The 26,013-nt window shown below is 60.4% G+C and carries 24 protein-coding genes; 3 read left to right on the top strand and 21 right to left on the bottom strand.

Annotation, left to right across the window (positions count from 1 at the left end; translation table 11 throughout):
• Positions 1–34 precede the first annotated feature (34 nt).
• The 21 genes from ACRZ94_RS13990 to ACRZ94_RS14090 form a co-directional block, all read right to left on the bottom strand.
• Complete coding sequence (locus tag ACRZ94_RS13990) at positions 35–967, bottom strand: 3-hydroxyacyl-CoA dehydrogenase NAD-binding domain-containing protein (RefSeq protein ID WP_480797595.1); 933 nt, start codon at positions 965–967, stop codon at positions 35–37.
• Positions 967–1,704 (bottom strand): SDR family NAD(P)-dependent oxidoreductase, encoded by a 738-nt coding sequence (locus tag ACRZ94_RS13995; protein WP_480797596.1) that lies wholly within the window; start codon positions 1,702–1,704, stop codon positions 967–969. The genes ACRZ94_RS13990 and ACRZ94_RS13995 overlap by 1 nt, the downstream gene beginning before the upstream one ends.
• Complete coding sequence (locus tag ACRZ94_RS14000) at positions 1,701–2,501, bottom strand: SDR family NAD(P)-dependent oxidoreductase (protein ID WP_480797597.1); 801 nt, start codon at positions 2,499–2,501, stop codon at positions 1,701–1,703. The genes ACRZ94_RS13995 and ACRZ94_RS14000 overlap by 4 nt, the downstream gene beginning before the upstream one ends.
• On the bottom strand, positions 2,498–4,027 hold the full coding sequence (gene betC / locus ACRZ94_RS14005) for a choline-sulfatase (protein WP_480797598.1): 1,530 nt from the start codon (positions 4,025–4,027) through the stop codon (positions 2,498–2,500). The genes ACRZ94_RS14000 and betC overlap by 4 nt, the downstream gene beginning before the upstream one ends.
• A complete protein-coding gene (locus tag ACRZ94_RS14010) occupies positions 4,024–5,163 on the bottom strand; it encodes an aromatic ring-hydroxylating oxygenase subunit alpha (protein ID WP_480797599.1) in 1,140 nt (379 codons plus the stop codon). Before ACRZ94_RS14010 ends, betC begins: the two co-directional genes overlap by 4 nt.
• Before the next feature lie 92 nt (positions 5,164–5,255).
• A complete protein-coding gene (locus ACRZ94_RS14015) occupies positions 5,256–6,287 on the bottom strand; it encodes a GlxA family transcriptional regulator (RefSeq protein ID WP_480797600.1) in 1,032 nt (343 codons plus the stop codon).
• Between the two features lie 100 nt (positions 6,288–6,387).
• Positions 6,388–7,530 carry an NADH:flavin oxidoreductase/NADH oxidase gene (locus tag ACRZ94_RS14020; protein WP_480797601.1) on the bottom strand — a complete coding sequence of 381 codons (1,143 nt, stop codon included), beginning with the start codon at positions 7,528–7,530 and terminating at the stop codon, positions 6,388–6,390.
• A gap of 42 nt (positions 7,531–7,572) precedes the next feature.
• Positions 7,573–8,283: a FadR/GntR family transcriptional regulator gene (locus tag ACRZ94_RS14025; RefSeq protein WP_480654351.1), complete on the bottom strand. Its 711-nt coding sequence runs from the start codon at positions 8,281–8,283 to the stop codon at positions 7,573–7,575.
• A 2-nt stretch (positions 8,284–8,285) separates the two neighbouring features.
• Positions 8,286–9,119 carry a sulfite exporter TauE/SafE family protein gene (locus tag ACRZ94_RS14030; RefSeq protein WP_480654353.1) on the bottom strand — a complete coding sequence of 278 codons (834 nt, stop codon included), beginning with the start codon at positions 9,117–9,119 and terminating at the stop codon, positions 8,286–8,288.
• A 3-nt stretch (positions 9,120–9,122) separates the two neighbouring features.
• The gene (locus tag ACRZ94_RS14035) at positions 9,123–9,872 is read right to left on the bottom strand and encodes a DUF1028 domain-containing protein (protein ID WP_480654355.1); all 750 of its coding nucleotides are present in this window, start codon (positions 9,870–9,872) and stop codon (positions 9,123–9,125) included.
• Between the two features lies 1 nt (position 9,873).
• Positions 9,874–11,667 (bottom strand): gamma-glutamyltransferase family protein, encoded by a 1,794-nt coding sequence (locus ACRZ94_RS14040; RefSeq protein WP_480654357.1) that lies wholly within the window; start codon positions 11,665–11,667, stop codon positions 9,874–9,876.
• Positions 11,668–11,682: 15 nt separating this feature from the next.
• A complete protein-coding gene (locus ACRZ94_RS14045; RefSeq protein ID WP_480797602.1) occupies positions 11,683–12,546 on the bottom strand; it encodes an ABC transporter permease in 864 nt (287 codons plus the stop codon).
• A gap of 1 nt (position 12,547) precedes the next feature.
• Positions 12,548–13,492: an ABC transporter permease gene (locus tag ACRZ94_RS14050; RefSeq protein ID WP_480797603.1), complete on the bottom strand. Its 945-nt coding sequence runs from the start codon at positions 13,490–13,492 to the stop codon at positions 12,548–12,550.
• Positions 13,493–13,555: 63 nt separating this feature from the next.
• Positions 13,556–15,067, bottom strand: a complete 1,512-nt coding sequence (locus ACRZ94_RS14055) for an ABC transporter substrate-binding protein (RefSeq protein ID WP_480797604.1) — start codon at positions 15,065–15,067, stop codon at positions 13,556–13,558.
• Positions 15,064–16,161 (bottom strand): ABC transporter ATP-binding protein, encoded by a 1,098-nt coding sequence (locus ACRZ94_RS14060; RefSeq protein WP_480654365.1) that lies wholly within the window; start codon positions 16,159–16,161, stop codon positions 15,064–15,066. The genes ACRZ94_RS14055 and ACRZ94_RS14060 overlap by 4 nt, the downstream gene beginning before the upstream one ends.
• Positions 16,149–17,195, bottom strand: a complete 1,047-nt coding sequence (locus tag ACRZ94_RS14065; RefSeq protein WP_480654366.1) for an ABC transporter ATP-binding protein — start codon at positions 17,193–17,195, stop codon at positions 16,149–16,151. Before ACRZ94_RS14065 ends, ACRZ94_RS14060 begins: the two co-directional genes overlap by 13 nt.
• Before the next feature lie 323 nt (positions 17,196–17,518).
• Positions 17,519–18,496 (bottom strand): GDP-L-fucose synthase, encoded by a 978-nt coding sequence (fcl, locus tag ACRZ94_RS14070; protein ID WP_480654368.1) that lies wholly within the window; start codon positions 18,494–18,496, stop codon positions 17,519–17,521.
• Positions 18,497–18,506: 10 nt separating this feature from the next.
• Positions 18,507–19,631 carry a GDP-mannose 4,6-dehydratase gene (gene gmd, locus ACRZ94_RS14075; protein ID WP_480654370.1) on the bottom strand — a complete coding sequence of 375 codons (1,125 nt, stop codon included), beginning with the start codon at positions 19,629–19,631 and terminating at the stop codon, positions 18,507–18,509.
• A 139-nt stretch (positions 19,632–19,770) separates the two neighbouring features.
• Positions 19,771–20,850 carry a helix-turn-helix domain-containing protein gene (locus tag ACRZ94_RS14080; protein WP_480654372.1) on the bottom strand — a complete coding sequence of 360 codons (1,080 nt, stop codon included), beginning with the start codon at positions 20,848–20,850 and terminating at the stop codon, positions 19,771–19,773.
• 58 nt (positions 20,851–20,908) lie between these two features.
• Positions 20,909–21,655, bottom strand: a complete 747-nt coding sequence (locus tag ACRZ94_RS14085) for a hypothetical protein (RefSeq protein WP_480654374.1) — start codon at positions 21,653–21,655, stop codon at positions 20,909–20,911.
• Positions 21,652–22,176 carry an RNA polymerase sigma factor gene (locus ACRZ94_RS14090; RefSeq protein WP_480654376.1) on the bottom strand — a complete coding sequence of 175 codons (525 nt, stop codon included), beginning with the start codon at positions 22,174–22,176 and terminating at the stop codon, positions 21,652–21,654. Before ACRZ94_RS14090 ends, ACRZ94_RS14085 begins: the two co-directional genes overlap by 4 nt.
• 96 nt (positions 22,177–22,272) lie before the next feature.
• On the opposite strand from ACRZ94_RS14090, the gene ACRZ94_RS14095 reads away from it, so the two are divergent.
• The 3 genes from ACRZ94_RS14095 to ACRZ94_RS14105 all read left to right on the top strand — a co-directional run bounded on the left by ACRZ94_RS14095 (position 22,273) and on the right by ACRZ94_RS14105 (position 25,805).
• Positions 22,273–23,211 carry a c-type cytochrome gene (locus tag ACRZ94_RS14095; protein ID WP_480654378.1) on the top strand — a complete coding sequence of 313 codons (939 nt, stop codon included), beginning with the start codon at positions 22,273–22,275 and terminating at the stop codon, positions 23,209–23,211.
• A 67-nt stretch (positions 23,212–23,278) separates the two neighbouring features.
• Positions 23,279–23,434 (top strand): hypothetical protein, encoded by a 156-nt coding sequence (locus ACRZ94_RS14100; RefSeq protein WP_480654380.1) that lies wholly within the window; start codon positions 23,279–23,281, stop codon positions 23,432–23,434.
• A 235-nt stretch (positions 23,435–23,669) separates the two neighbouring features.
• Positions 23,670–25,805, top strand: coding sequence for a polysaccharide biosynthesis tyrosine autokinase (locus ACRZ94_RS14105; RefSeq protein ID WP_480797605.1), 2,136 nt, complete (start codon positions 23,670–23,672; stop codon positions 25,803–25,805).
• The last annotated feature ends 208 nt before the right edge of the window (positions 25,806–26,013 follow it).

The raw sequence follows: 26,013 nt of genomic DNA on the forward strand, positions 1-26,013 counted from the left end.
AGTTGATCCGCAACGCAGGGGTTTGACCGCTCGATCAGGTTCGCAAGTCGCTCAACGATCTTTGCATTGCCACGATCAATGCGTCCCGCTCTGCCGCCAGTTCCCGAGTGGATCGGCCGTTTGCTTCGCTTTGAACGCCCTGGACCAGCGTCTCGATGACCTCATCGGTCAGACGAGGTTGGCCCAAACCGTCCCACCACCCGTTAAACGTATCGCGAAAATGGTCGCAAAATGCGCGCAGGCCGCCATCGCCCGCGCCGAGGTTGAACAGCATCGTAGGGCCCATGGCCGCCCATCTCAGACCCGGGCCGGCCCACATTGCCTTGTCGATGTCTTCGACCGAGGCCACGCCTTCCACCGCCATATGCACCGCCTCGCGCCAGACGGCGGCTTGCAGACGGTTGGCCACATGGCCGGGCAGGCCCTTTTTGATCCGGATCGTGACCTTTCCGATATCCTGATAGAATGCCTCGGTACGCTCCAATACGCCCTGCCCTGTCCGGTCATTTGCTGTCAGCTCCACCAATGGGATCAGATGAGGCGGGTTGAAAGGGTGGCCCAAGATCAGCGGCGCCGGGTCGGCCCAACCAGCCTGTAGGGCCTCTAAGGTCATTCCCGACGTAGAGCTGGAGACAATCGCATCCGCGCCTAAGGCGGGCTCGATTTCGGCATAAAGCGCGCGTTTGATCCGGGCGCGTTCGGGCACGTTTTCCTGTGTGAACGCCGCGCCGTCAACGGCGTCCGCAGCTGTGGCCGCAAAACGCAGCGCATCGGGTGTGCCGCGCTCGGTCAGGCCCAACTCATCCAGAGTGGGCCAGGCGTTTTCGATCGCGGCGCGGATGGTTTCTTCGGTGTCCGGTGCGGGGTCATAAACGGTGACCGAGCGGCCTGCGGCCAGAAACAGGGCCGCCCAGCTGGCCCCGATCACTCCGCCCCCAAGAACAGCTGTATGCGAGACATCAGACATCAAAATAACCCGGGATTTAGGGGGGACGCGGCGGTCATGCCCCCGTCGACAGTGAAAAGCTGACCGGTGGCAAAACCTGCCTCGTCTGACGCCAGCCAAACCGCCATTGATGCAATATCACGCGGCTGGCCGAACCGGCGCGCAGGATGCCGCGCAATCGCGTCGCGTTTTGCGGCAGCGGGATTGTCTGCAAGGTCGAACCCGGCCTCAAGCATGCCGGTATTGATCCATCCCGGGCAAATCGCATTGCACCGGATATCAGGCCCATGATCCAAAGCGATGGAGCGTGTCAGCCCGTGAACAAAGGCTTTCGATGCATTGTAAAGCGCCATGGACGGGTCCGCGACCTGACCCGAGATCGAGCCGATATTGATGATACTCGCCCCGGATCGCAGGATTGGGATAAAGGCGCGGCAACAGTTGAAAACGCCCCGACAATTCGCGTTGATAACCAGATCCCAATCGGCATCGGTACTGTCTGTTACAGTCTTTTCGACCTGCACCCCCGCGTTGTTCACCAGGATATCCAAATCGCCCAAATGTCGGGCCGCCTGATCCACTGCAGCCGGGTCAGTTACATCAAGGCTCAGCCAGTCACAGGGCAAATCCGCCGGCCCTGCCCCGCGCCCACAGGTGGTCACCTCGGCGCCTTCGGTCAGAAAAGCCTCGACAATGGCGCGTCCGATCCCCTGGCGTCCGCCGGTGACAAAAGCCCGCTTTCCAGCCAGCCGCATCATAGCCGCATCTGCTGAACCTGCGCGCTCAGCCCTCCGTCCAGAACCCAGAGCTGCCCGCTGGCATAGCGCGCCTCGTCGCTGGCCAACCAGTTGACGAGGTTTGCGATATCCTGCGGCGTGCCGTAGGTGCGCATGGGATGCACGTCGCGGACCGCCTGCTGCAACTGGTTGATGGTTTTGCCACCTGCGCCCGAGCCGTCGCCGGTGAAAAAGCTCTGCAGCATGGGCGTGTCGATATACCCCGGACAGATCGCATTGACCCGAATACCTTCAGGCCCATGATCGCAGGCCATAGCCCGGGTCAGCGCGTGTACGGCCCCTTTGGTGGCGCAATAGGCGGCCAGACCGGGATCGGCGATGAACCCGTCATAGGACCCAAAATTGATAAGCGATGCCGAGTGACCCTCTTTCGCGGCTACCCGCATCAGGGGCAGCGCGTGTTTCGAGGTCAGAAACGTGCCGGTCACGTTGACCGCAAAGGACCGGTTCCATTCTTCAAGGGTGGTGTCCTCGATGGTCTTTTCGATCTCGATCCCTGCAGCGTTCACCAGAATGTCCAGCTTACCCTGTTCCTTGCGAACCTGCCCCATCGCGGCGATGGTTTCGGGTTCCGACGTAACATCGAGCCGGACAAAACGGCTCGCCGACTCACCCGCATTTGACATCGAGCCGCTTTCGCTGAGGTCTGCTGCGTAGACAACCGCCCCTTCCTGTGTCAGCCGATCCACGATGGCGCGTCCAATGCCGCCGCGCCCACCGGTCACAAGCGCCACTTTGCCTGCCTGCATGCCCATCATGATGTTCCTTCAGTGGGCGGATAGCGATAGCGCGCGGCTGCCACAGTCCAATCCATATGGTTGCGCACATATTCCTGACTGGCATCACGCGGCGGGTTATAGTCCCATGGCTCGCACGCACCTGCCTCCATCGCGGCATGCAGGGCGCGGCGGGATTTTTGGGTTCGCATGACGTCCTGCCGCAGCGCGGTACTGTCCCAACGCTCGGCCACCTCAGCCGCGAAACCGGCGGCAACGGCTGCATAATCCGGGTGAACGGCAAGATTGGTCCGTTCCTCAGGGTCGCGGGTCAGGTCATATAATTGCGGCGGGTCCACGTCGCAATGAACGTATTTCAGCGCCCCGCGCCGGATCATGAAAACGGGCCAGGGCGTCATTTCGGCGCAATATTCAGCAATCGCTTCGTCCTCTGCTGCAGGTTCGCCGCGCGCAAGGGGCATCAGGGATCGGCCATCGACAGGTTCGCCCAGCATATCGCGCCCACCCCCGGCGAGTTCCAGAAATGTCGGCAACAGATCGACAAGGGAACAGGCATTGGAAACCGATCCCTGCGCCACATCGGGACCGGCAAATATCAGCGGTACCCGGGCCGAGTGTTCAAAGAAGGTCATCTTGTACCACAACCCTCGCTCACCCAGCATGTCCCCGTGATCAGCCGTCACAATGATCACCGTGTTGTCGATCTGGCCGGTCTCCTCCAACGCCTTGACCATCGCGCCGACCTTGCTGTCGAAATAGCTGACATTGGCCAGATAGGCACGACGGGCGCGGCGGACCTCTTCCTCGGTCAGTGCGACGGTCGAGGCCTCGATCCCCTCCATTACCCGGCGTGAAAACGGGTCATGCTGGTCCAAAGGCAGCCCTTCGGGCATGTCGATCTCATCATCGTTGTAGAGATCCCAGAATTCCGGCTTGGCCACATAGGGGTCATGCGGGTGGATAAAGCTGGCCACCAAACAGAACGGCGTAGCCCGCCCCGCGGCATGATCGCGGCCCCGGTCTATCAGCCACCTTCGGGCGGCGAACTCAACCTCGTCATCGTAGTCGGTCTGATAGGTGGCGACGGCCACGCCGCTTTCCTTGACCGTCTGCATGTTGTGGTACCACTTGTCGATCCGCTCATCATGGGCCTCCCAATCGGGGGTCCAGGCGAAATCCGCAGGATAGATATCCGTGGTGATGCGGTCCTGAAACCCGTGCATCTGATCGGGGCCGACAAAATGCATCTTGCCGGACAGGCAGGTGCGGTACCCCAGTGATTTCAGGTAATGGGCAAAGGTTGGCACGCTGGCTCGGAATTCAGAGGCATTGTCATAGGCCGCGATCCGGCTGACCAACTGGCCCGACATGAAAGCAAACCTTGAGGGCGCGCAAAGCGGCGAATTGCAATAGGCCGCATCGAACCGCACCCCCCGCGCCGCCAGCGCATCTATGTTGGGTGTTTTGGCGGTTTTATGGCCATATGCGCCGATGAAGTGTGGGGCCAGCTGGTCGGCCATCACGACGACGATATTGGGCCGCGTCACGGGGACACCTGCGCATAGGCATCCAGAACCAGCCCGTGGAAATGGTGCACGGCATGTTCCGACTTACCCGACCCCGACGGGTCTGAGACGATCCGACCCTGGGTAAAGGCAGGTGCCTCCATCCCGCGCTGCACGCTTTCGACAAGGCTGATGTCTTCAACCTGGAGCACTTCGTCCAGATAGCGCATGGCATCTACCTCCATTGCGTCGGGTTCGGGTGTTTCAAGGAAGAAATCATAAGTCTCCAAGGTGCGATCAGGGCCCACCGGGATAATGTTCAGCACAATCATGCTGGACCTGCCGGGATAGCGCATCAGGCACGTGGTCGGCCAAAGCCACCAGACCGCGTGGGTTCGCACCGTCGCGTTTGAAACGTCATAGGCGGAATTGGGGCTCTGCCCGGCCTCGGCCATATGACTGGAATAGATGCCATAGGTCGTAACTTTATAGGTATCCATGTCCACCAGATCGCAGAAATCCTTATGTGCAGTCGGACAATGGTAGCATTCCAAAAAGTTATCGACGACGTTTTTCCAATTCGACCGGATGTCATAGGTCAGGCGCTTGCCAAAGGTAAGCTGCTCTATATCCGGTGCCCAATGGCGGATTTCGGTTTCCAGATTGCCCGATTGCACGGCCAGCGGTTCTGCGTCGGGATCAAGGTTCACAAAGACAAAGCCTGCAAACGCGGTGACCTGCACCGTATCAAGGCAAATTTCGCGCGGATTGAATCCATCCAGATGCTCGGTCTCAGGCGCGCGGACAAGCTGGCCGTCCAGCTTGTAAACCCAGGCATGATAGGGGCACATGATCCGCGTGGTTTCACCCTCGCCGCTTAACAACTCGTGCGCGCGGTGTTTGCAGACATTGTAGAAGGCCCGCAGCTCGCCCTCACGATCACGTAGGACAGCAATGGGGTGCCCTGCGATCTGCGTCGTCACATAAGAACCCGGCGTGCGCAGTTTTTCCACGTGGCAGACCCACTGCCAGGACGTGGCGAGGATGCCCTTGCGATCGACCTCATACCATTCCGGGTCAACATATGCTTCTTTGCGCAGCGAAAGGGCACGGTTTGGGTCTGGATCGTAGCCCTGTTTGATAGTCTCAAACGCGCGCTGATCTGGAAACTGGGCCATGTGCTGTCCTTGTGACGAGAATCAGAATGTCTGCCTGTCAGCATTTCCCGGATCAGTGTCAGGGGCTTTACATGGCTGGCCATCTGTTTTCCTTATTTCGCCACACTCCTTGGAGCGCGGTGCATCGGCCACGCCCGGAACTCGAACGGTATACGGCCTTGTATCCGGTCTTTGCTGGGGGGATGACCAAACCGATCCTTATAGGCGCGGCTGAAATGGACCTGGCTGGAAAAGCCGCTGGCAAAGGCGATCTCGGACATGGTCAGATCGGTTTGCGTGACAAAGCCCCGTGCCCGATCAAGGCGAATATCGCGATAGTACAACCTGGGGGTTTTGCGCACACATTGGGCAAATAAGCGATCCAGTTGCCGATGGGACAGGCCCACGCGCTGACAGACATCAGCAATCGACAAGGGGTTCTCAAGGTTGGTCTCCATCACCTGAATAGCCGCTCGTACGGCGGACGGCACCGAATTCCCCAAAGGCTCAGCGTCTTGGGGAAATTGCCGCGCGCCATGGCCGCGCACCGGTGGTGCAAACACATAGCGCGCGGCAGCATTGGCCAAAGCACTGCCATGGGATTGCTGGATCAGATGCAACGCCAGATCAAGCGAAGCCGCCCCACCGCAACAGGTCACGCGGCGGCGATCAATGACCCACAGCGCCTCGCTGATGCCGGTGTTCGGAAACAGTTCCTGAAACGCGTCCATATGTTCGTAATGCACTGTGGCCGTGTAGTTTTCCAGCAAACCGGCGCGCGCCAGAATGTAGGCACCGGTATCTATGCCCCCCAGAATGGCCTGCCGTTTGGCCGCATCTCTCAGGCAAGCGCGCAGCGCAGAAGAGACGTGACGCTCCGGTTCCCAACTGGAAGAAACGAAAACGATATCGGCAATGTTCATTTCCGCTTCGGCAAACCCGCTGGTCCTGATATCCACGCCGTTGCTTGCAACAACCATACCTCCGGACTCGGATACGATCTGCCAGCGAAACAGCGGCATACCTTCCAGATAATTGGCGGCACGAAACGGGTCGAGCAACGACATCGTGGCAGCCATGTTAAAATACGGCGTGACCGCGATCCGCAATTCGGTTGTTTTTAGCGTGCCGTCGGGACCAGCCATTGCGTCAACTCCGATTGACTGAGTTGCAACGGTAAATGGCATGACCAGCGATGTAAAACTAATGGCGAGACATATTCACTGGGAAAAATCGCCCGGCCCTTCAGCCCTCGCGCAGACCCAGCTTGGCCAGCAGCCTGTCGCGTTTCATCAGCCACCAGCCAGCCTCAACCGGCCAGAGCGCGTGATTGGCACCCAGCCCCAGTTGTGCGGCGGCGTGCAGCGGCCAGTTGGGGTCGTCCAGCATCTCTCGGGCGATGGCAACCATGTCCGCATCCCCGCGTTCGATCACCGCGTTACATGTGTTGGTGTCCCACAGAAACCCGACGGCCATGGTCGGCATGTCCGCCTGTGTCCGTACCTGCGCGGCAAAGGGTACCTGAAAACCCTGGGTGATTGTCATCCGCTGCGGGCGTTCTTTGCCCCCGATCCCGCCCGAGCTGCAATCGATCAGGTCCACTCCCGCAGTTTTCAGCGCTTTGGCGATGCCTACCGTGTCTTCGACGGTCAGACCGGCTTCCACCCAATCAGTGGCTGACAGCCGAAAAGCCAGCGGCAGATCATCGGGCCAGGTCCGGCGGACCGCCCGCGCAACCTCAACCGCGAACCGCATCCGGTTTTTGGCCGTCCCACCCCATTTGTCGTGCCTTTGATTGGTGATCGGGGACAGGAACTGATGCACCAGAAAACCATGGGCCGCGTAGACCTCGATCACTTTGAACCCCGCACAATGGGCACGTTTGGCGGCGTCCCCGAAGGCCGCGATGACCGTTTCAATGTCCTCTTCGGTCATCTCACGCGGGGTCGGCCATCCATCGGCATAAGGCAGGGCCGAGGGCCCAATCGCAGGCCACGCCTCTTCGCCCCGGTCTGAGGCGTCCACATCATCCAGTGGCGTTTCGCCGTGCCAGGGGCGGCGCTCGGACGCTTTGCGGCCCGCATGGCTCAACTGTATCCCCGGCACTGCGCCCTCCTGTTCAATAAAGGCGCTGATGCGTTTCAGCGGTTCGACCTGACTGTCATCCCACAGCCCCAGATCGCCGGCAGTGCGGCGTCCGTCGCGCGTGACCGCGGTGGCCTCGGCATAGACCAGCCCTGCACCGCCCATGGCGAACCGTCCCAGATGCACAAGATGCCAGTCATTGGCCTGCCCTTCCTGCGCGCGATACTGGCTCATTGGGGAGACCGCGATGCGGTTCTTGAAGGTGACATCGCGAAGCTGGAGGCTGCTGAAAAGATTGGGCATTTCGTTGTTCAAACCTGTTCTTACGCCTCTGCGGCGGTCGGATTAATCCTCAATCATGCTGGGTGTCTGGCCATAGGTCCTGTCACGCAGCATGGCGTTCGACACGGACAGCAGATGCGATTGCATGACCTCGGCAGCGGCCTGACTGTCCCGCGCTGCGATGCTGCTGAACAGCTGCTCGTGCTGTTCGCCCAGACGCACGAGTGTCGAGGGCGAGTAATGTGTTTCCCGTTGTTGGGTCCAGGCCGATTGCTTGCGCACGGCGCGGATTGAATCATAGACCGTCAGGAACAGCGGGTTATGGGCAAGCTCGGCGATCTTGTAGTGAAACACGTCATCCGCGACCCCGTAGGCCTGAGTATCTGCCGCGTCCAAAGTGGCCCGCGTTAGCTGTTCCAGCGTGCGCAACTCTTTGGCCGTGGCGCGCTGTGCCGCAAGGGCCGCAAGGGCCGGTTCGATTTCCAGTCGCACCTCCATCACATCGCGGGGCATCACCTTGGCCGCAACGGTGCGAAAGGGACTGGCACCCACAGCAGGGGGCGGCGACACAAATGTACCCTGCCCGTGCCTGCGAAACACGGTGCCGTCTTCCTCAAGCTGGTCCAGAATGCGACGCATGCGGGCGCGGGTCACGGCCAGCGCCTCGGCCAAGGCGCGTTCAGGCAGCAGTTTGCCGTTCTTCAGGAAATCGCCAGTGTCGATCCCCGCACGCAGGGCAGCGGTCAGCTCGGTATCGGTAGGACAGGTCCCCAAGGTCAGAACGCTCCGATCAGGTCGTAAAACATGCGCAGCGACGTAAGCATCAGGAAGCCCCCAAAGGCAAGGCGCAAAGCACGTTGCGAGATCGTATGCGCAATGCGAACCCCCACATGGGCAAAGCTGGTGGTCAGCGGAATGATCAGCGCCGCGGCGATCAGGTTGACATAACCGACGGAGAATGGCGGCAAGCCGGTTTGCCCCAGCCCCGTCGCCGCATAGATCAGCGCCCCCGGTAGGCCGATAACGAACCCAATAGCGGCCGAGGTCCCAACGGCGCGGCGGATGTCATAGCCCAGAAAGTTCAGAACCGGCACACAGACCGTACCGCCACCAATGCCCATCATTGCCGAAATCGCCCCGGCAAAGACACCGGTTGCGGCCCAGACACGAGGCGAAAAGCTGCGCGGCGTGTCGGAGTTGCCGGGTTTGCGAAAGATCATGTCCAGCGCCACCAGCGCGGCGACCGTGGCGAAGACGGCCACCAGAATATAGCCGCTGACCACACCGCCCAGCAGCCCGCCGATGATCACGCCCACCAGAATGGCCGGAGCCCAGCGTTTCAGCAGAGCCATGTCCAGTGCGCCGCGTTTGTAATGGCCCCAGCTGGAGGACAAGGCTGTAAAGACGATGGTGGCCAAAGAGGTCCCGACCGCCACCTGCATGGTCAGCGCCGGATCGCTGCCGGTCAGGGACAGCGCGAAATACAGCGCCGGGACGATGACGATGCCGCCGCCAACCCCCAGCAGGCCAGCCAGAATGCCACCGAACACGCCGGCGGCACCCGCTATGGCGATCAGGGTCGCAAGGGTTGAAAGCTCAATCCCGCCCATGCATCACGCGGGATCGCTGGCCAGCGAGCGGCTGACCCGCCCCTCGGCCCGCCGTTTCGCTTCGGCCTCCGCAATCGCGGCATCCAGTGCGGTCCGGTCGGGGTTGCCCGAAAAATTCTGTTCGCTGGGCATCGCCTCGACAAAATGCAGATACCGTTCTCCGGCCACATCATACAGCCGCCGCAGCTCGGCCAATGGGTCGGCGTGATCGTCGCTGCGCATATCCAGCCACGCGTGCGATTGACCCCGGTGGATGACCAGACCGGCGGCTTGTTTGCCGCGCTTGTCACCACCTGCGCGCTCGCCCGCCTCCATCGCGGTCATGAGGCGTTCGGGAAAGGGCATCGCGGTCTCGGCGGCGTAGGTTTCAAAGGTGGCATCCACAACGTCCGGCCCGGCCAGCATATTGCCCGCAACCGAATGCTGCGCCCCGATCCGATGCCCGGCCCAGTCGATGCAATCTGCCCCGGTAAAGGCGGCGAAGCGCCCTTGGCTGTCCATCAGATGCGCCTGGCGTGCAGCGCGCCCCTCGTCGCGCTGCACAAGGTCATCGAGAACATCCTGGGCTGCTTCGCCTGCCTCCAGACGTCTCAACCCTTCGGTCCCCCAGACCGGGTTGGAAAACGCCTGAGAGGCAATCGCGCTGCGCGCGCCAACGCAGGGCACCCGCGCTCCGCAGGCGAAGAAACGGCTGGCCACGATCAGGCCAATGGCACCGGTTTCGGGGTCTTTTGCGATCAGGGAATAGGTCATGTCACCGCCCCACCGCATAAGCCTGCATCAACCGCGGCGTCGCCGCCGCGCGCAGGGTTCCATCCGTTTCGCGCAAGGCGGCGGTCAGGCGGCCCACCGTCCATGGCTCGGCCACGGTGACTTTGTGGCCGCGCGCGCGCAGGTCCTCGATCACGGTCTCGCCGAAACTCGCTTCGATCATCATCTCGCCGGGGGCGGCGGCACGGGGATAGAACGAACCCTGAAAGTGCATCGAATGGAACAGCGGCGCGTCCATGCATTCCTGCAAACCCAAGCCGAAATGCACAAAGCGCAGGAACCAGATCAGCTGCCACTGATCCTGCTGATCGCCGCCGGGTGTGCCGAACACCAGTTGCACCCCGTCCTTTTCCGCCAAACTGGGCGTCAGCGTCGTGCGCGGTCTGCGCCCGGGTGCCAGAGAGGTTGGCAGGCCCGGTTCCAACCAGAACATCTGCGCCCGGCTATTCAGCGGAAAACCCAGCCCCGGAATGACCGGCGAGCTTTGCAGCCACCCGCCCGAGGGCGTCGCGGCCACCATGTTGCCCCAACGGTCGATCACATCCAGATGCACGGTGTCACCGCGTTTCTCGGATAAGTGCGACATGGTGGGTTCCCCCGCACTGGCCCCGGTTCTGGCCGAGAAATCGCGCGCCGCACGGGCGATATAGGCGTCGGCCAGATGTTCATATCCCGGCACCCGGCCCGGGCGTTGTTCCTGCGAGGCATCCGCAGTGATCAGCGCGCGCCGTTCGGCAGCGTAAGCGTCGCTCAGCAGATACTCCATCGGGATGTCGCTGTGATCGGGATCACCGTAATAGGCCTCGCGATCCGCATAGGCGAGCTTCATCGCTTCGATGATTGTGTGGACGAATTCGGCCCCGTTGGGGTCCATCGACCCAAGGTCGATGCCCTTAAGGATCGCCAAGGCCTGCAACAGAACCGGACCCTGGCTCCAGGCGTGGGTCTTGTGGACGGTCCAGCCGTGATAGTCGTAGGTCAGCGTATCCTCATAGGTCGCCTGCCAATCGGCCATATCCGCGCGCGTCATGACACCGGCGTTACGCTGGCCTGAGACATCCATGATCTTGGCATCGGCCAGATAGTCAAAGATGCGGTCGGCCACGAACCCTTCGCGCCACGCCCGGCGGGCGGCGTCGATCTGATCTGCGCGATCCTCATGGGCAGCCTCGGCATCCGTCACAAGCCGCTCATAGGTCGCCGCCAGCGCGGGGTTGGCAAAGTTGCTGTGCGGCTCGGGGGCTTTGCCATCCGGCATCCATGTTTCGGCAGATGAAGGCCACTCGTCCTCAAAGAAGTCAGACAATCCATCAATCGTGTGCGCGACGCGCGGCAGAACCGGGTGGCCGTCGCGGGCATAGGCGATGGCAGGTTCCATCACCTCGCGCAGCGGCAGTTGCCCGTGATCGCGCAGCATCAGCATCCAGCCATCAAAGGCTCCGGGGATCACGGTCGCCAACAGGCCCGAACCAGGGATCAGGTTCAGGCCCAGCCCGGTGTAATGCTCAATCGTTGCCGCTGCGGGTGCGGGGCCTTGCGCGCACAGCACCTGCGTTTTACCGGTCTTGGCCGAGTGGAAAAGGGCTGGCATGTCGCCTGCCGGGCCGTTCAGATGCGGCTCGACCACTTGCAGTGTCATCGCGGTGGCCACGGCGGCGTCAAAGGCGTTGCCGCCCTTTTCCAGAATACCGAACCCCACAGCCGAGGCGATCCAGTGGGTCGAGGTGACGACGCCGAAAGTGCCTCGGATCTCGGGGCGGGTGGTGAATTCAGTCATGGTAGCTCTCCGAAATCAATGTTCGCGCGGGTCCAGCGCATCGCGCAGCCCGTCGCCCAAAAGGTTGAACCCCAGCACCACGAGGAAGATCGCGATGCCCGGCCACATGGCCATCCACGGGGCCTGGTTGAGGAAGTTCTTGGCGGTGTTCAGCATCGATCCCCAGCTTGGCGCGGGCGGTTGCTGGCCGAGGCCAAGGAAAGATAGCGACGCCTCGGCAATGATGGCGGTGGCAATGGTCAGCGTCGCCTGCACCAGCACAGGTGGCAGCACGTTGGGGAAGATGTAGCGGCTGAGGATTTTCAACGTCGGCAAACCGATGGCACGTGCCGAGGTCACGTAGTCTTCGGCCCGTACCGACAGGACCTGCCCTCGGGTGAGGCGGATGAAGATCGGGGTGGCCGACAGGCCAATCGCAATCATCGCATTGGTCAAAGATGGGCCCAGAAACGCCGCCAGCGCGATGGCGAGGATCAGGAACGGCGCGGCCAGCAACGCCTCGGTGCAGCGTGAGATGATCGCGTCAATCCAGCCGCCGAAATAGCCCGCGATGATGCCCAGCGGAACGCCGAGAAGCACAGCGATCCCGACGGATACCACACCCGCCAGCAAAGACGCCTGCGCCCCCCAGATCATACGCGACAGCACGTCCCGCCCGATCTCATCCGTGCCAAACGGATGCGCGGCGGTAGGTGGTTTGCGCACCGCGCCCCAATCGGTGGCCGCCGGATCGGGCACGGGCAGGATCGGGGCCAGAAGGGCGATCAGCACGAAGAACGTGACCAGAAAACCGCCCAGCATAGCGCTTTTGTGGGTGCGGAATTTCTTCCAGACCCGATTTTCAGGACGGCGCGCGAGGATGGGATCAGCTAAAGCCATATCAGGCGTTCCTCAGACGGGGGTTCAACAGCACATAGGCCACATCCGCCAGCAGGTTCATCACAATGAACCCAACGGCCGTGACCAGCACGATGCCCTGCACCACGGCATAGTCACGGTTGAACACCGCATCCACGACCATCTTGCCGAAGCCGGGGATGGTGAAAATCTGCTCGGTCAGGACGGCGCCCGCGATCAGTTCTCCGAACAGCAGCGCGGTCAGCGTGACAATCGGGGTCAGCGCATTGCGGAAGGCGTGTTTCAGCACCACGCGGCGTTCATAGAGACCCTTGGCCCGGGCGGTGCGCACGTAATCGGATTTCAGCACGCCCAGCATCGCCGACCGCGTATGCCGCATCAGTGTCGCGGCCAGCGCGGTGCCCAGCACAAAGGCGGGCATCAGCATGGTGGTGATCGATTTCACCGGATCCTCTGACAGCGGCACATAGCCCGAGGCCGGCAGCAGATCGAGTTTCACCGACACCAGCAGGATCAGCATGATCCCCAGCCAGAAATTCGGAATCGACAGCCCGGACAGCGCCACGATATTGGCCACGTAATCTGTGACCGTGCCTTTCTTGACCGCTGACAAGATGCCCGCCGGTATTCCGATCACCAGTGCAAACAGGATCGCCATGACAGCCAATTGAATCGTCACCGGCAGCTTTTCCGCAATCAGTTCGGTCACCGGCTGATTGGTGCGCAGCGATATCCCCAGATCGCCCTGCAGCGCATTGCCCACCCATGTCAGGTATTGCACCGGGATCGGATCGTTCAGGCGATATTTCTCGCGCAGGAACTCCAGCACTTCGGGATCACGCTCCTCACCCGCCATGGCAAGGACCGGGTCGCCGGGCAGCAGTTTTTGCAGGCTGAACACGAAGATCGAGATCAGCAGGATCGTCGGGATCGCAATCAGAATGCGGCGGAGGATGAAAGACAGCATGGGATCAGGGCTTTCGGTCTAGGGAACCCGCCCGGCCATAGGACCGGGCGGGGGGTGAGTGGCTTATTTCTCCAGCTTCACGCCTTCCAGACGGATCATGCCGTCGGGGTAAGGGGTGAACCCTTTGAGGCCATCATCCAGCGCCCAGATCCATGTCTGGTGATAGAGGTACACAATGGGCATGTCCTGCGCCAGAATGTCCCGCGCGCTGTCATAATCCGCCTTGCGCGCGTCGAAATCGGTCGAGGCACGGGCGTTGTTCAGCATCTCATCCACTTTTGGATCGGAATAGTGGCTGTCATTGATGCCGCCGCCGGTGGTCATGAACTGGTGGATATTGCCATCGGGGTCCACGCGCCCCGACCATCCGATCTGGCTGGCCTGATAGTCACCGGCGCTTTGATCGGCCAGCAGGGTGGCGAATTCCTTGGACGTGATCTCGATATTGATCCCGGCCTCGGCTGCCATCGCCTGTACCACCTGCATCAGTTGCAGCGGAACGGTGGTGTTGGGCACCTGAACCTCCAAATCGATGCCGTCGGGATAGCCCGCTTCGGCCAACAGGGCCTTGGCCTTTTCCACATCACGCGCAGGCACCGGGTGGTCGGCGTCATACCACGGGGACGTGGGCGGGAAAGGTTGGTTGCCCGGTGCAAACGCCCCTTCGAACACGACCTGGTTGATTGCATCGCGGTCCAGAGCGTAGCTGAGCGCCTGACGCAAACGTTTGTCATTGCCCCAAGGGTTGTCGCCCTTGTCGCCATTGTTCACGTTCATGGTAATGCCCTGATACCCCAGCGAAACGGCGCGTTCGACATTGATACCACCATCGCCTTCGGCCTGCGCCAGATCGGTCGCGGCCAGACGTTCCAGCATGTCGATGTCACCCGATTGCAGGTTGGCCAGACGCACGGTGGTGTCCGGAATCGGCAGGAAGGTGACGCTGTCAAAGTGGATTTCGTCCGCGTTCCAATAATCCGGGAACCGTTCCAGCGCGATCCGGTCCTGCGCCACGCGTTCCTTGAACTTGAACGGGCCGGAGCAGACCGGGTTCAGGCCAAAATCGGCCCCGGCCGCCTTGGCTGCGGTGGGGGAAACCATCATGCCCGACCGGTCGGCGAATTGTGCCAGAAGGGTCGCATCAGGTGCGGCCATGTTGAAGCGGACGGTATAGTCATCGACCACATCCACACCGGTGACCGATTTCAACTCGGACTTGCGGCGCGATTCCTCAAGGTTTTGCGAGCGGTCGATATTGTCCGCCACGGCCTGCGCGTTGAACGGCGTGCCGTCATGGAACACCACGCCTTCGCGCAGCGTCATGGTCAGGGATGTGCCATCCTCGCTCCATTCCCAGCCAGTCGCCAATTGCGGGATCAGTTCCAGATCAGGGGTGATGTCGACCAGCTTGTCGCACATCGAGGCATAGACAATGCGCCCCACGAAAGTACGTGACTGATCAGGGTCCAGCACATCGGCATCCGATTGTAGGGCGATACGCAGATCGGCAGCCTGGGCGGATAGTGCCGTGGCGCCAAGTAATCCGGCTATCAGTCCGGTTTTCAAGACATTCATGATAATTCCTCTCTGTTTTTGGCAGAATTCTGCGAAGATTGGACAGCCGCGCGATACAGCGCGAACCGCTCTTCTGCTCCGGCGCTGCGACGCCGTGGCGGGGCCGGTTTTCCGGCCTCTGGTATGGTTTTCCAGTGATGGCAGGCGACGTGATGGTCCCCGCCTGCGTCATCCAGAACCGGGGCCTGCGCCCGGCAATCATCCTGTGCAAAGGGGCAACGCGTATGAAACCGGCACCCCGATGGCGGAGAAGACGGGCTGGGCGTTTCCCCCGTCAGAGCCATGTGATTACGCGCGCGGCCCGGTTCGGGTTCCGGGATCGCCGACAACAACGCGTGGGTATAGGGGTGGCGCGGCTCTTCGAACACCTGATCCGCCGGGCCGGTTTCGACCACCTGCCCCAGATACATCACCGCGATGCGGTCGCTCATATGCCGGATCACGGCCAGATCATGGGCGATGATCACCAGTGTCAGGTCCAGATCCTGTTTCAGATCGTTCAGGAGATTGACCACCTGCGCCTGCACCGACACATCAAGCGCTGAGACAGGTTCATCCCCGATCAACAGCTCCGGCCCCGAGGCCAGCGCACGGGCGATCCCGATCCGCTGCCTTTGACCGCCCGAGAATTCGTGCGGGTAACGGTTTGCGTGGTCCGGCAAAAGCCCGACCTGCGCCAACAGCGCGGCCACTTTCTGACGGCGCGCGCCTTCGTCCAGTTCCGGCGCGTGGATCTCCAGTGGTTCACCAACCAGCTTGCCCACGGTCATGCGCGGGTTGAGCGAGGAAAACGGGTCCTGGAACACGAACTGCATCTTTTGGCGCAGCGGGGCCATGTCGCGGCGCGCGAGGTCCTGAACCTCTTGCCCGTCAAAAAGAACTTGGCCGGATGTCGGGCGATCCAGACGCATCAGCAGGCGGGCAAGCGTGGATTTCCCGCAGCCGGATTCCCCGACGATGGCAAAGGTCTCGCCCTTGCGCACCGACAAGGATACCCCATCAACCGCGCGCACAACCGTCTTGCGTTCGAACAACCCTGCGCCCAGCGTGAAATGACGGGTGAGGTTCCGCGCCTCAAGGATTACATCGCGCATCGGACCCCCTTGAGCTGTTCCAGCGGGGCATAGTGGCAGGCAACGGCATGCTCTCCCTGCGCTATCTCTGACAGGCTTGGACGTTCGGCACAGTCATCGGTGGCAAAGGGACAGCGCGTGCGAAACCGGCACCCTTTCGGCATATCGGCCAGTGACGGCACCGTCCCCGGAACGGTGATCAACCGATCCCGCGCGCCGGCCATCCGTGGAACCGAACTCATGAGGCCAATCGTATAGGGGTGTTGTGGGTCGTCGAACACCGCATCCACCGGGCCGCTTTCGACGATCTGGCCACCATACATCACGGCTACATTGGTCGCGATTTCAGCCACGACACCAAGGTCGTGGGTGATGAACACAGCGCCCATGCCGGTTTCGGCCTGAAGTTCCCGGATCAGGTCCAGAATCTGCGCCTGAATGGTCACGTCCAACGCCGTTGTTGGCTCATCTGCGATCAGCAGCGACGGGTTGTTGATCAGCGCCATCGCGATCATCACCCGTTGCCGCATGCCACCCGAAAGCTGATGCGGATATTCATTCAAACGTTGTTCCGGAGCCGGGATACCAACGCGGCGCAGCATGGCAAGCGCGCTTGCGTCCGCCTCAGCCCGACTGCAGTTGCGATGATGCAGGACGGCCTCGGTGATCTGATCGCCGACCTTGAACGCGGGGTTGAGCGAGGTCATCGGCTCCTGAAAGATCATCGCCATCCGGTCGCCCCGCGTTTCCGCGTCAACCTGCTGGGTGCGCAGGTCATAGGTGTGGCCCTCAAACTCCAACTGCCCCGAGGGGATGTCGATCACGTCGCGCGGCAGCAACCCCATCAATGCCATTGCTGTAACCGATTTCCCGCAACCGGACTCGCCCACGATGCACAGGGTTTCGCCAGCCTGGACCGACAGGCTCAGCCCGTCAACCGCCGCCGCTGGCTGACCACGAAATGACAGGCTGAAGGCGGACAGTTTCAGGATCGAACCGTCCGATACTGGCTGAGAACTGGTGGCGCGGTCGGGCAACGATTGCAACCTTTTCATGTAACCTTTATGCGATTGGTTGCATTTTTGAAATCTGCTTGTCAACGCATGATCGTCTTTTTTCGCCCCGCCTCGCCCGATTGCGGTGGAATGCCTTTGATTTGAGCAACGCGAATACCGAACGGCCCAACGCTTTGCGCTGGCATCAGAATCCGTGATTTATGATGGTCTCAGACGAAACAAGGCGGCCAAAAGACGCCTTTTTCTAAGCCGAACAGGCCAAACTATGCGCCGTTGGGTTAGAAGTCACAGGTAACTGGCGCGGGGGAATCAGCAACCAAAGGTGAGGGCAGCTGATTCCGGGTTTGTTGGTTTGCAGGTCTTCACTTGGCGCGAAGATCGGCGTCCGCCTGGTCCAGGAACCACGCATAAGTTTCGCGAATACCATCTTCCAGGCCAACACGCGCGCGCCAGCCCATATCCGCCAGACGGGACACATCCATCAGCTTGCGCAGGGTGCCATCGGGTTTGCTGGTATCCTGCGTTATCTTGCCGTTAAATCCGGTGGTTTTCGCCACCAATGCTGCCAGTTCCGCGATCGACACATCTTCGCCGCAGCCAACATTGATATGGCTCAGCATCGGTTCCGTGTTTGCCGCGTAGACATCGTGGGGAAGGTCGAGCACGAACAAGGATGCCTCGGCCATGTCATCCACATGCAGGAATTCGCGCCGAGGTTTGCCGGTGCCCCAGATTACCACCTCGTCCAGACCGTCCCGCTGCGCCTCGTGGAACCGGCGGATCAGGGCGGGCAGAACATGGCTGTTTTCGGGGTGGAAATTATCCCCCGGCCCATAAAGGTTGGTCGGCATGACCGAGCGGTAATCGACCCCGTGCTGCCGGTTATAGCTTTCGCACAGCTTGATCCCGGCGATCTTGGCCACTGCATAGGGTTCATTGGTCGGCTCAAGAACACCGGTCAGCAGGGCATCCTCGCGCATGGGCTGCGGTACAGCGCGCGGGTAGATGCAGGAACTGCCCAGTTGCAGCAAATGTTTTACACCCGCCGCAAACGCCTGATGGATCACGTTACATTCGATCATCAGGTTGTCGTAGATGAAATCCGCCGGATAGGTGTTATTGGCGTGAATCCCACCCACCTTTGCGGCGGCCAGGATCACAACATCGGGGCGTTCAGCCTGCATGAACTCCCGCACGGCGGCCTGATCGGTCAGGTCCAGCTCGGCATGGGTGCGGGTGATCAGCTCCAGCGCTTCGCCGGCGTCTTTGCGGTCTTGCAAACGGCGCAGGATCGCGCCGCCAACCATGCCACGGTGGCCTGCTACATAGATCTTGCGCATGGGGCTCTCCTCAGCCGTTCTCCAGACTTACCGGCAACTCATAGCCATGCTCTTTCAGCAGAGCGTGGCGTTTGGCGGTTTTCAGGTCTTCGACAACCATCTCGGCACACATTTCCTGAACGGTCAGTTCCGGCTCCCAGCCCAGTTTGGTCTTGGCGTTGGTCGGATCGCCCAGCAGCGTTTCCACCTCAGCCGGACGGAAATACTGCGGATCGATGCGCATGATCACGTCGCCGGGTTTCAGGGCAGGCGCGTTGTCGCCCTCGATCGATTTGACGGTTGCAATCTCATCCACACCCTCACCGGTGAAGTCCAGCGTTACGCCCAGCTCGGCCGCCGACCATTCGATGAACTGACGAACGGAATACTGCACGCCGGTTGCGATCACGAAATCTTCGGGCGTGTCCTGTTGCAGCATCAGCCACTGCATCCGCACATAGTCTTTGGCGTGGCCCCAATCGCGCAGGCTGTCGATATTGCCCATATAGAGACACTGTTCCAGCCCCTGCGCGATGTTCGCCAGACCACGGGTGATCTTGCGGGTCACAAAGGTCTCGCCCCGGCGGGGGCTTTCGTGATTGAACAGGATGCCGTTGCAGGCATACATCCCATAGGCTTCGCGGTAGTTCACCGTGATCCAGTAGGAATAGAGCTTGGCCACCGCATAGGGTGAGCGCGGGTGGAACGGTGTCGTTTCACGCTGCGGGATTTCCTGCACCAGACCGTAAAGCTCTGAGGTCGACGCCTGATAGAACCGGGTCTTTTTTTCCAGCCCCAGAAAGCGGATCGCTTCCAGCAGGCGCAGCGTGCCGATGGCGTCGACATCGGCGGTGTATTCGGGGGATTCAAAGCTGACCGCCACATGCGATTGCGCGCCGAGGTTGTAAACCTCATCCGGCTGCACTTCCTGAATGATACGTGTCAGGTTCGACGTGTCGCTCAGATCACCGTAGTGCAGGTGCAGTTTCGGGTTCGGAACATGCGGGTCCTGATAGATATGGTCGATCCGCTGGGTGTTGAACGACGATGCCCGGCGCTTGATCCCGTGAACTTCATATCCTTTTTCAAGCAGAAATTCGGCCAGATAAGATCCGTCCTGCCCGGTAATTCCAGTAATCAAAGCCTTTTTTGTCATCTTTTCGTCCCACGGAATATTGGTGCGTCTTTGACGGCTCAAAAACAGCAAGAATGGGCGAATTGCAACCCAAGACCACCTTGAACCCGTTCCACTGACGGCAACTTCCTGCTTTTCCCCCTAAATCCGGTCTGCTTCGTCAAAGCGACGCTGTCCAGACTCGGTAGCGGCCCTGCCCTGTCACCTCGCGGATCAGGCCACGCCGGGTAAAGCGATCGATGTTGCGCTGAACGGCGGCGCGCGAGGCTTTGGTCAATTCCTCGGCCAACGGCGCCGAGACCATGGGCCAGGCCGTCAACACGTCGATCAGCAAGGGCGGCGTGCGCCCGCTGAGCCCGCTTGTGGCTTCGCGCGCGCGCTGTTCCCAGGCGCTTACACGGTCCAGATGCATCAATGCGGCCAACGCGGCCTGCCCCGAACCGCGCACCCAGGCGGAAAGCTTTTCATCCACTTCCCCGACCCCGCGCAGCGCGCCCGGGCCGGACAGGGCCAGCGGCATGAACATGGCACCGCCGCGACCCATCGTGGCCGCGTGACGGGCGGCAATGATGGCAGCTTCGGTGTCCTGACCAATTCCTGGTGACAGGGCCCGCCAGGCGTGAAAGGCTATTGCGGCCTGGGTGACAGGGTGCAGCCCTTCGGTGTTGCCCATAACCTCGGCCAGATCGGCAACCGCTTCGGGGATGTCATCGATCCCCTGCGCCATACGGTCCAGAAACGCTGTCAGCCCGGTTTCCCAGCCGCCGTCAGATGGGCCAGAACCCGCCGTCAAGCGACGCACAGCCCAACCGGCGCGGAACAGGGCCTGCACGTCATCCCCGGTCGCCCCGATCCGTAGACCTGTCCACAAAGCCAGCCGGTCCACGCTGATCCGGTCGCCGGTCCACCAGCCCAGATCAGACACATCCATCAAAGCAAGACGATGCCCCCATCCTTTTGGACCTGCGCGCAAACGCTCATCCAGCGCTCCGAAGATCGCGGCAAGATCGGCAAGCTCATAAGACAGTTCTGCCTGTGCCGCGCGCCATTCCCTTGGATCGAACAGCAGACGCCGGTCCGCCTTTGGGCCCGGCGGCAGAAACTCATCAATCGCCTCTTCATCCGAAGGCGGTAAGAACCACAGATCGTCGTCCTCGGGCGGGTCCACGTCATAAATACTGGCGGGACCGACCGCATCCGCGTCGTCTTCTGGATCAGGCAGGGCAGGTTTCGGCGTCATACCCCGTATATTTCGAGGATTTGCCGCGGTTCACAAGGCGTTTTTACAGCCCCGGCCCTCAGCCCGCGAAAGTCTTGCTCAGCAGGTCCAGCTGACCGCTCAGATCGGATTGCCCTTTGCTGCCAATCAGCATGTAGCCATATCCGTCCTGCGCCCATGTTGCCGTGGCCAAGCCGCTCAGAACCGCCTGTTTTACATCCTTGCTGGGGGCGCCTTCGCCCTGGCGGATCACACAGAAGGCAAAGGGCTGCCCCTGCTCATCAGCAAACACCACCTGAATAAGCGGCTTGCCTTTAAAGGACAGAACCTGCGCGCGTTTCAGCTCCATCCCCGGCAGCGCCTCAAGCGCCTCACGGTTCAGCGAACGGCCCAGTTCCGCCTCGGCCAGCGCAAACTGTGCGTCCAGCGCCTCGGGTGAACTGTCTAGCGAAGCAATTGTGTCGGGCACGTAAAGCGACTGGTAAATGGCCGCCTGCTGTGCCCATCCCAGTGGCTCCGGCCGGGTGAACCAGACCGTGGTCGACACAGCGACAATGGCCACCGAGGCGGCGACCGCCAGCAGGCGCAACCCGCCGCCCGCAGCGCGTACTGGTGCCGCTGGCACCGGGTCAGGCAGATCAACAACAGGTGCCTCGGCGGGCACATGCTCAAAGACCGATTGCACAACTTGCGCAAACGGGTCCAGCGCCATCAGACGCTGCTCAAGCTCGGGGTCGGCCTCGACTGCTGCTTCAATCGCGGTCGCTTCGGCCTCTTCCAGTGTGCCTTCCAGATACGCTGTCAGCGCCTCATCGGAAAACTTCATTTGCCACTCCGTCGAACGGCGTCCGCAGCATCGTGCTGCATCACGGATTTCAGTTTCTGCCGGGCGTTGGACAACCGGCTCATGATGGTTCCTATCGGCACCTCCAGCAACGCAGCGGCTTCGCGGTAGCTATAGCCTTCGACAAACACAAGCATAACTGTCTCTCGTTGCGCTTCTGGCAGGTGCATCACTTCTGTAAACACCTCAGCCGCGAAAATATTCGTTTCAGAATCCGGTCCGGGTGCAATTAATTCCACCTCGGGCGTGACAGACAGCGCCTGCGCCTTGCGAACCGAACGCGCGCGCACCTCATTCAACCAGATCGAGCGGCAAATCGTCATCAGCCAACTGTCCAGTCGATCATGCGAGGTGACCTGATGGTGGCGCTCCAACGCGCGCAGACAAGTGGATTGTAGCAGATCATCGGCCACGTCGGACGCCCCCGACAGGGCCAGCCCGAACCGCCAGACACGTTTCGAATGTGTCTGGATCGCGCCGCGCACCGCCTGTTCGGAATTCATTTCAACGTCCATCGAATAAATTGCGACCTATGTGTGTTTGTCTTTCACGGACCGGGCCCGTGGGGTCAGGACTGACATATACTTTGGAGGAAAGAAATGAAACTTCTGTTGAAGGCAGTCACAATTGCGTCGGCAATTGTTGCAACCCCAACGCTGGCGGAAACCTGGACCCTGGCCCCTGACGCATCGCATTTGGCCTATGGCACCGTAAAGAAAGACACCGTTGGCGAGGTCAATTCTTTCACCAATCTGAGCGGCCATGTCAGCCCCGACGGCAAGGCCGAGATCGAGATCGACCTGTCCTCGGTCGAGACCAATATCGACATCCGCAACGAGCGCATGATCGAACATGTGTTCCGCAATGCGGGCACCGCTGCCCTGACGGCTCAGTTCGATATGGATGAAGTCAAGGCGCTGGCCGTCGGTGAAACCGCCGTCATCGACGTCGAGGCCGCTCTGTCACTGGTGGGCACAGATGTCGAGTTTGATGCCGAGATGTTCGTGCTTCGTATTTCTGACACATCGGTGATGGTTTCAACCAACGACATGGTCTTCCTCAGCACCGAAGATGCCGGGGTGAATGCCGGAGTGGACAAGTTGATGGAGCTGGCCAGCCTGCCCGGTATTACCCGAACCGTTCCGATCACCGCCCGTCTGGTGTTCAACCTGGATGACAAAGAGGCCGCAGCAGCATCCGCTGCTCCGGTCGCGATCGCCGCATTAGAGGGTGATCTCAAAGCCGGTAAAAAAGTGTTTCGCAAATGCAAGGCTTGCCACCAGCTGAAAGAGGGTCGCAATGCCGTCGGCCCGTCACTGCACGGGATCATCGGCGCAACTGCAGGTCAGGTCGAGGGCTTTCGCTATTCAGGGCCCTTGCAAGAGTCGGGCCTTGTCTGGACCCCGGAAACTCTGACGGCGTTTCTGACCGACCCCAAGGGCACCGTACCGGGTAACAAAATGCAGTTTCCCGGCCTGAAAAAAGACGAAGATGTGGTTAACGTCATCGCCTACATCCAGGCCGAGTCTCAGGACTAAGGTCACCTATATGCGTCTCCTGTGGCGCGGCGCTTTGCCGGGGCCACAGGGCGCGGAGGGTCGGTAAATGGCTACAGAGCTGAAACACATCATCCTTGCCGCCCCAATAGAACTATTCGTTTCCAAAAGGTTAACGCTGGAACAGTTTTTTGAGAAAATTGCATCAAACTATGAGGTCCAGGCTCAGCAAAACCTGCTCTCGCTTTGTATGCCCGGACAGTAATTATCTGTTTTTTAACACACAAAGTAACAATCAAGACCATCAGTAAAGCCTAGTTATACTCGGTCCCGTCGAAGACCAATCTTGTGTTGAAACAACACTTTTCATTGCCGACCTTCTGCAAAGACGAGAACTGGTAGCCAATTTTACGCGGGCCTTTATTTATGTCGTGCAGCCATGCAGAGAGCACAATCGCAACAGTGTTGCGCCCTTCCGCACTCAGGATTTTGACTTTGAAATGAAGCAAACGCCAATCAACGAAGCGCAATTCCAATCCATCCCCGCTTCGATGAACGATGTCTCCGAAAACGACTCGATTGACCTTATGGCCCTGCTGGGAACGCTGTGGCGCGACAAATGGATCATTGGCTTGGCGACCATCGCGACCCTTTTGATTGGTGTTTACTATGCCTATGTCGCTGCGGTCCCGCTCTATCGTTCCACAGCCGTTGTCATGCTTGAAACCGAACAGGCCAGCGTGGTGGATTTGCAAAGCGTCGTAGGCGGTCTGGCCGGTGACACGGTCGAGGTCAATTCCGAACTGGAAGTGCTGAAATCCCGTGGTCTGATGGGGAAAGTCGTCGACAGGCTGAACCTGATCTCGGACCCTGAATTCAATAGTGACTTGCGGCCTGTTTCGACCATCCATCAGGCCAAATTGTTCATCAAATCCACGCTTGGAGCACAGCCCGAGCAACCTCAGCTTCCCGAGGCATTGTCGGCACAACTGACACGGGACAGCGTGATCAGCGCCTTGTTGGACAGGGTATCGGTCCAGAACATACGCCAGAGTCTGGTGTTCAACGTCACCGTAGAAACGGAACAGGCCCGCAAATCCGCCTTGATCGCAGACACGATCGTCGAACTCTATGTCCTCAACCAGATCGAAGTGAAGTTTGACGCCACCGAACAGGCCACCGAATGGCTGACCGGGCGCGTGTCCGAATTGCAGGTTGATCTGGAAACCGCCGAAGCGAAGGTGAATGAGTTCAATGCGACCACCGCTTTGATCTCACCCGAGGCGCTGCAATTGCAGGAAGTTCAGCTTAAGGAACTGCGCGAACGGCGGGTCTCGGCCGAGGCGACCCGGGTTGCGGCTCAGGCGCGGTACGACGCCCTGCAAGTGGCAGACAGCCGGGCTGCGCAAGCCGAGGCGAGCGACGATCCGCAGCTGCGACGCCTCTACGCTCAGGTCGAGAACAACGGATCGGGTGAGGCCGCCTTTGACATCGCGCTTCAACGTCTGGTCGCGCGCACCGCGCTTGAGGCACAACGGGCCACCCAACAGGCACAGACCCTGTCGCAATCCGCAGATGAATTGAGCCGGCAGATCGGTCGGCAAAGCGCCGACCTGATCACCCTTCAGCAACTCGTCCGCGAAGCCGAGGCCGTTCGGCTCCTATACGAGTATTTTCTGGCCCGCTTGAAAGAGACCTCGGCGCAGGAAGGTATCCAGAAAGCAGACAGCCGCCAATTGTCGAACGCGGTCATTCCCTCTGTGCCCGCTTCTCCGCAGAAATCACGCATTCTGGCGCTGTCGGGCATTCTGGGCCTGATGCTGGGTGCCGGTATCGTGTTGCTGATCGAAATGCGCCGCAAAGGCTATCGTTCGGCGCAAGAGTTGGAGCGCAAGACAGGCTACAGCGTTCTGGGTCAAATCCCCACATTCCCGGCCCGCAACCGCCACAAAGTTCTGCAATATCTGGCCGACAAGCCCTCATCCGCCACGGCCGAGGCGGTTCGAAATCTACGCACGTCGCTGATGCTGTCCAATGTGGACCAGCCGCCACAGGTTGTTGTGATCACCTCCTCCTTGCCGGGTGAAGGGAAAACCACCAATGCTCTGGCGTTGGCGCAGAACTTTGTCGGTATTGGCAAGAAAGTCCTTCTGGTTGAGGGCGACATCCGCCGCCTGACCCTGACCGGACAGCTTGAGGGCGCGCCCGAGCGTGGGATCGTGTCGGTTTTGTCCGGTGATATCCCAGCGCCCGCAGCGATCTTTCAGGACCCCCTTCTGGGCTGTGATATTATGGCTGGCGAAAAGACCTCGGCCAATGCCGCGGACCTGTTTGCCTCGGACCGGTTCCGCCATTTTCTGGAAGAGGTGCGCAAGCACTACGACATCATCCTGATCGACACGCCGCCGGTGCTGTTGGTATCAGACGCGCGCCTGATCGCACGCAACGCAGATGCGGTGCTGTTGACCGTCAAATGGGATGCAACATCCGAACAGGACATCGCCGAGGCCATGCGCCTGTTCCACACCGACAACCAGCGCCTGACCGGTCTGGTTCTGGGACAGATCAATGCCCGAACGGCCAAACATTACAGGTATTCCTACGGCAGTTACGCGAACAAGTACTACAATAACTGACGTCTGGTTCCGAACCGGCAAAACAAATCTGCCTCGCCTACAGAAGGTCTGGTTTGCGTTTCCCCAGCCGCACTGAACGCGTGTGCGCCGCCGACAGGTTTCAGGCGTCAATCGGCAACATGATCGATCACTGCCGTCATACGCACACGTAAGTACATACATTATTAACCAAAAGTTCACTTTTTTCTTAAATCTTTCATAACACTGG

Source organism: Ruegeria sp. CH10, assembly GCF_056537125.1.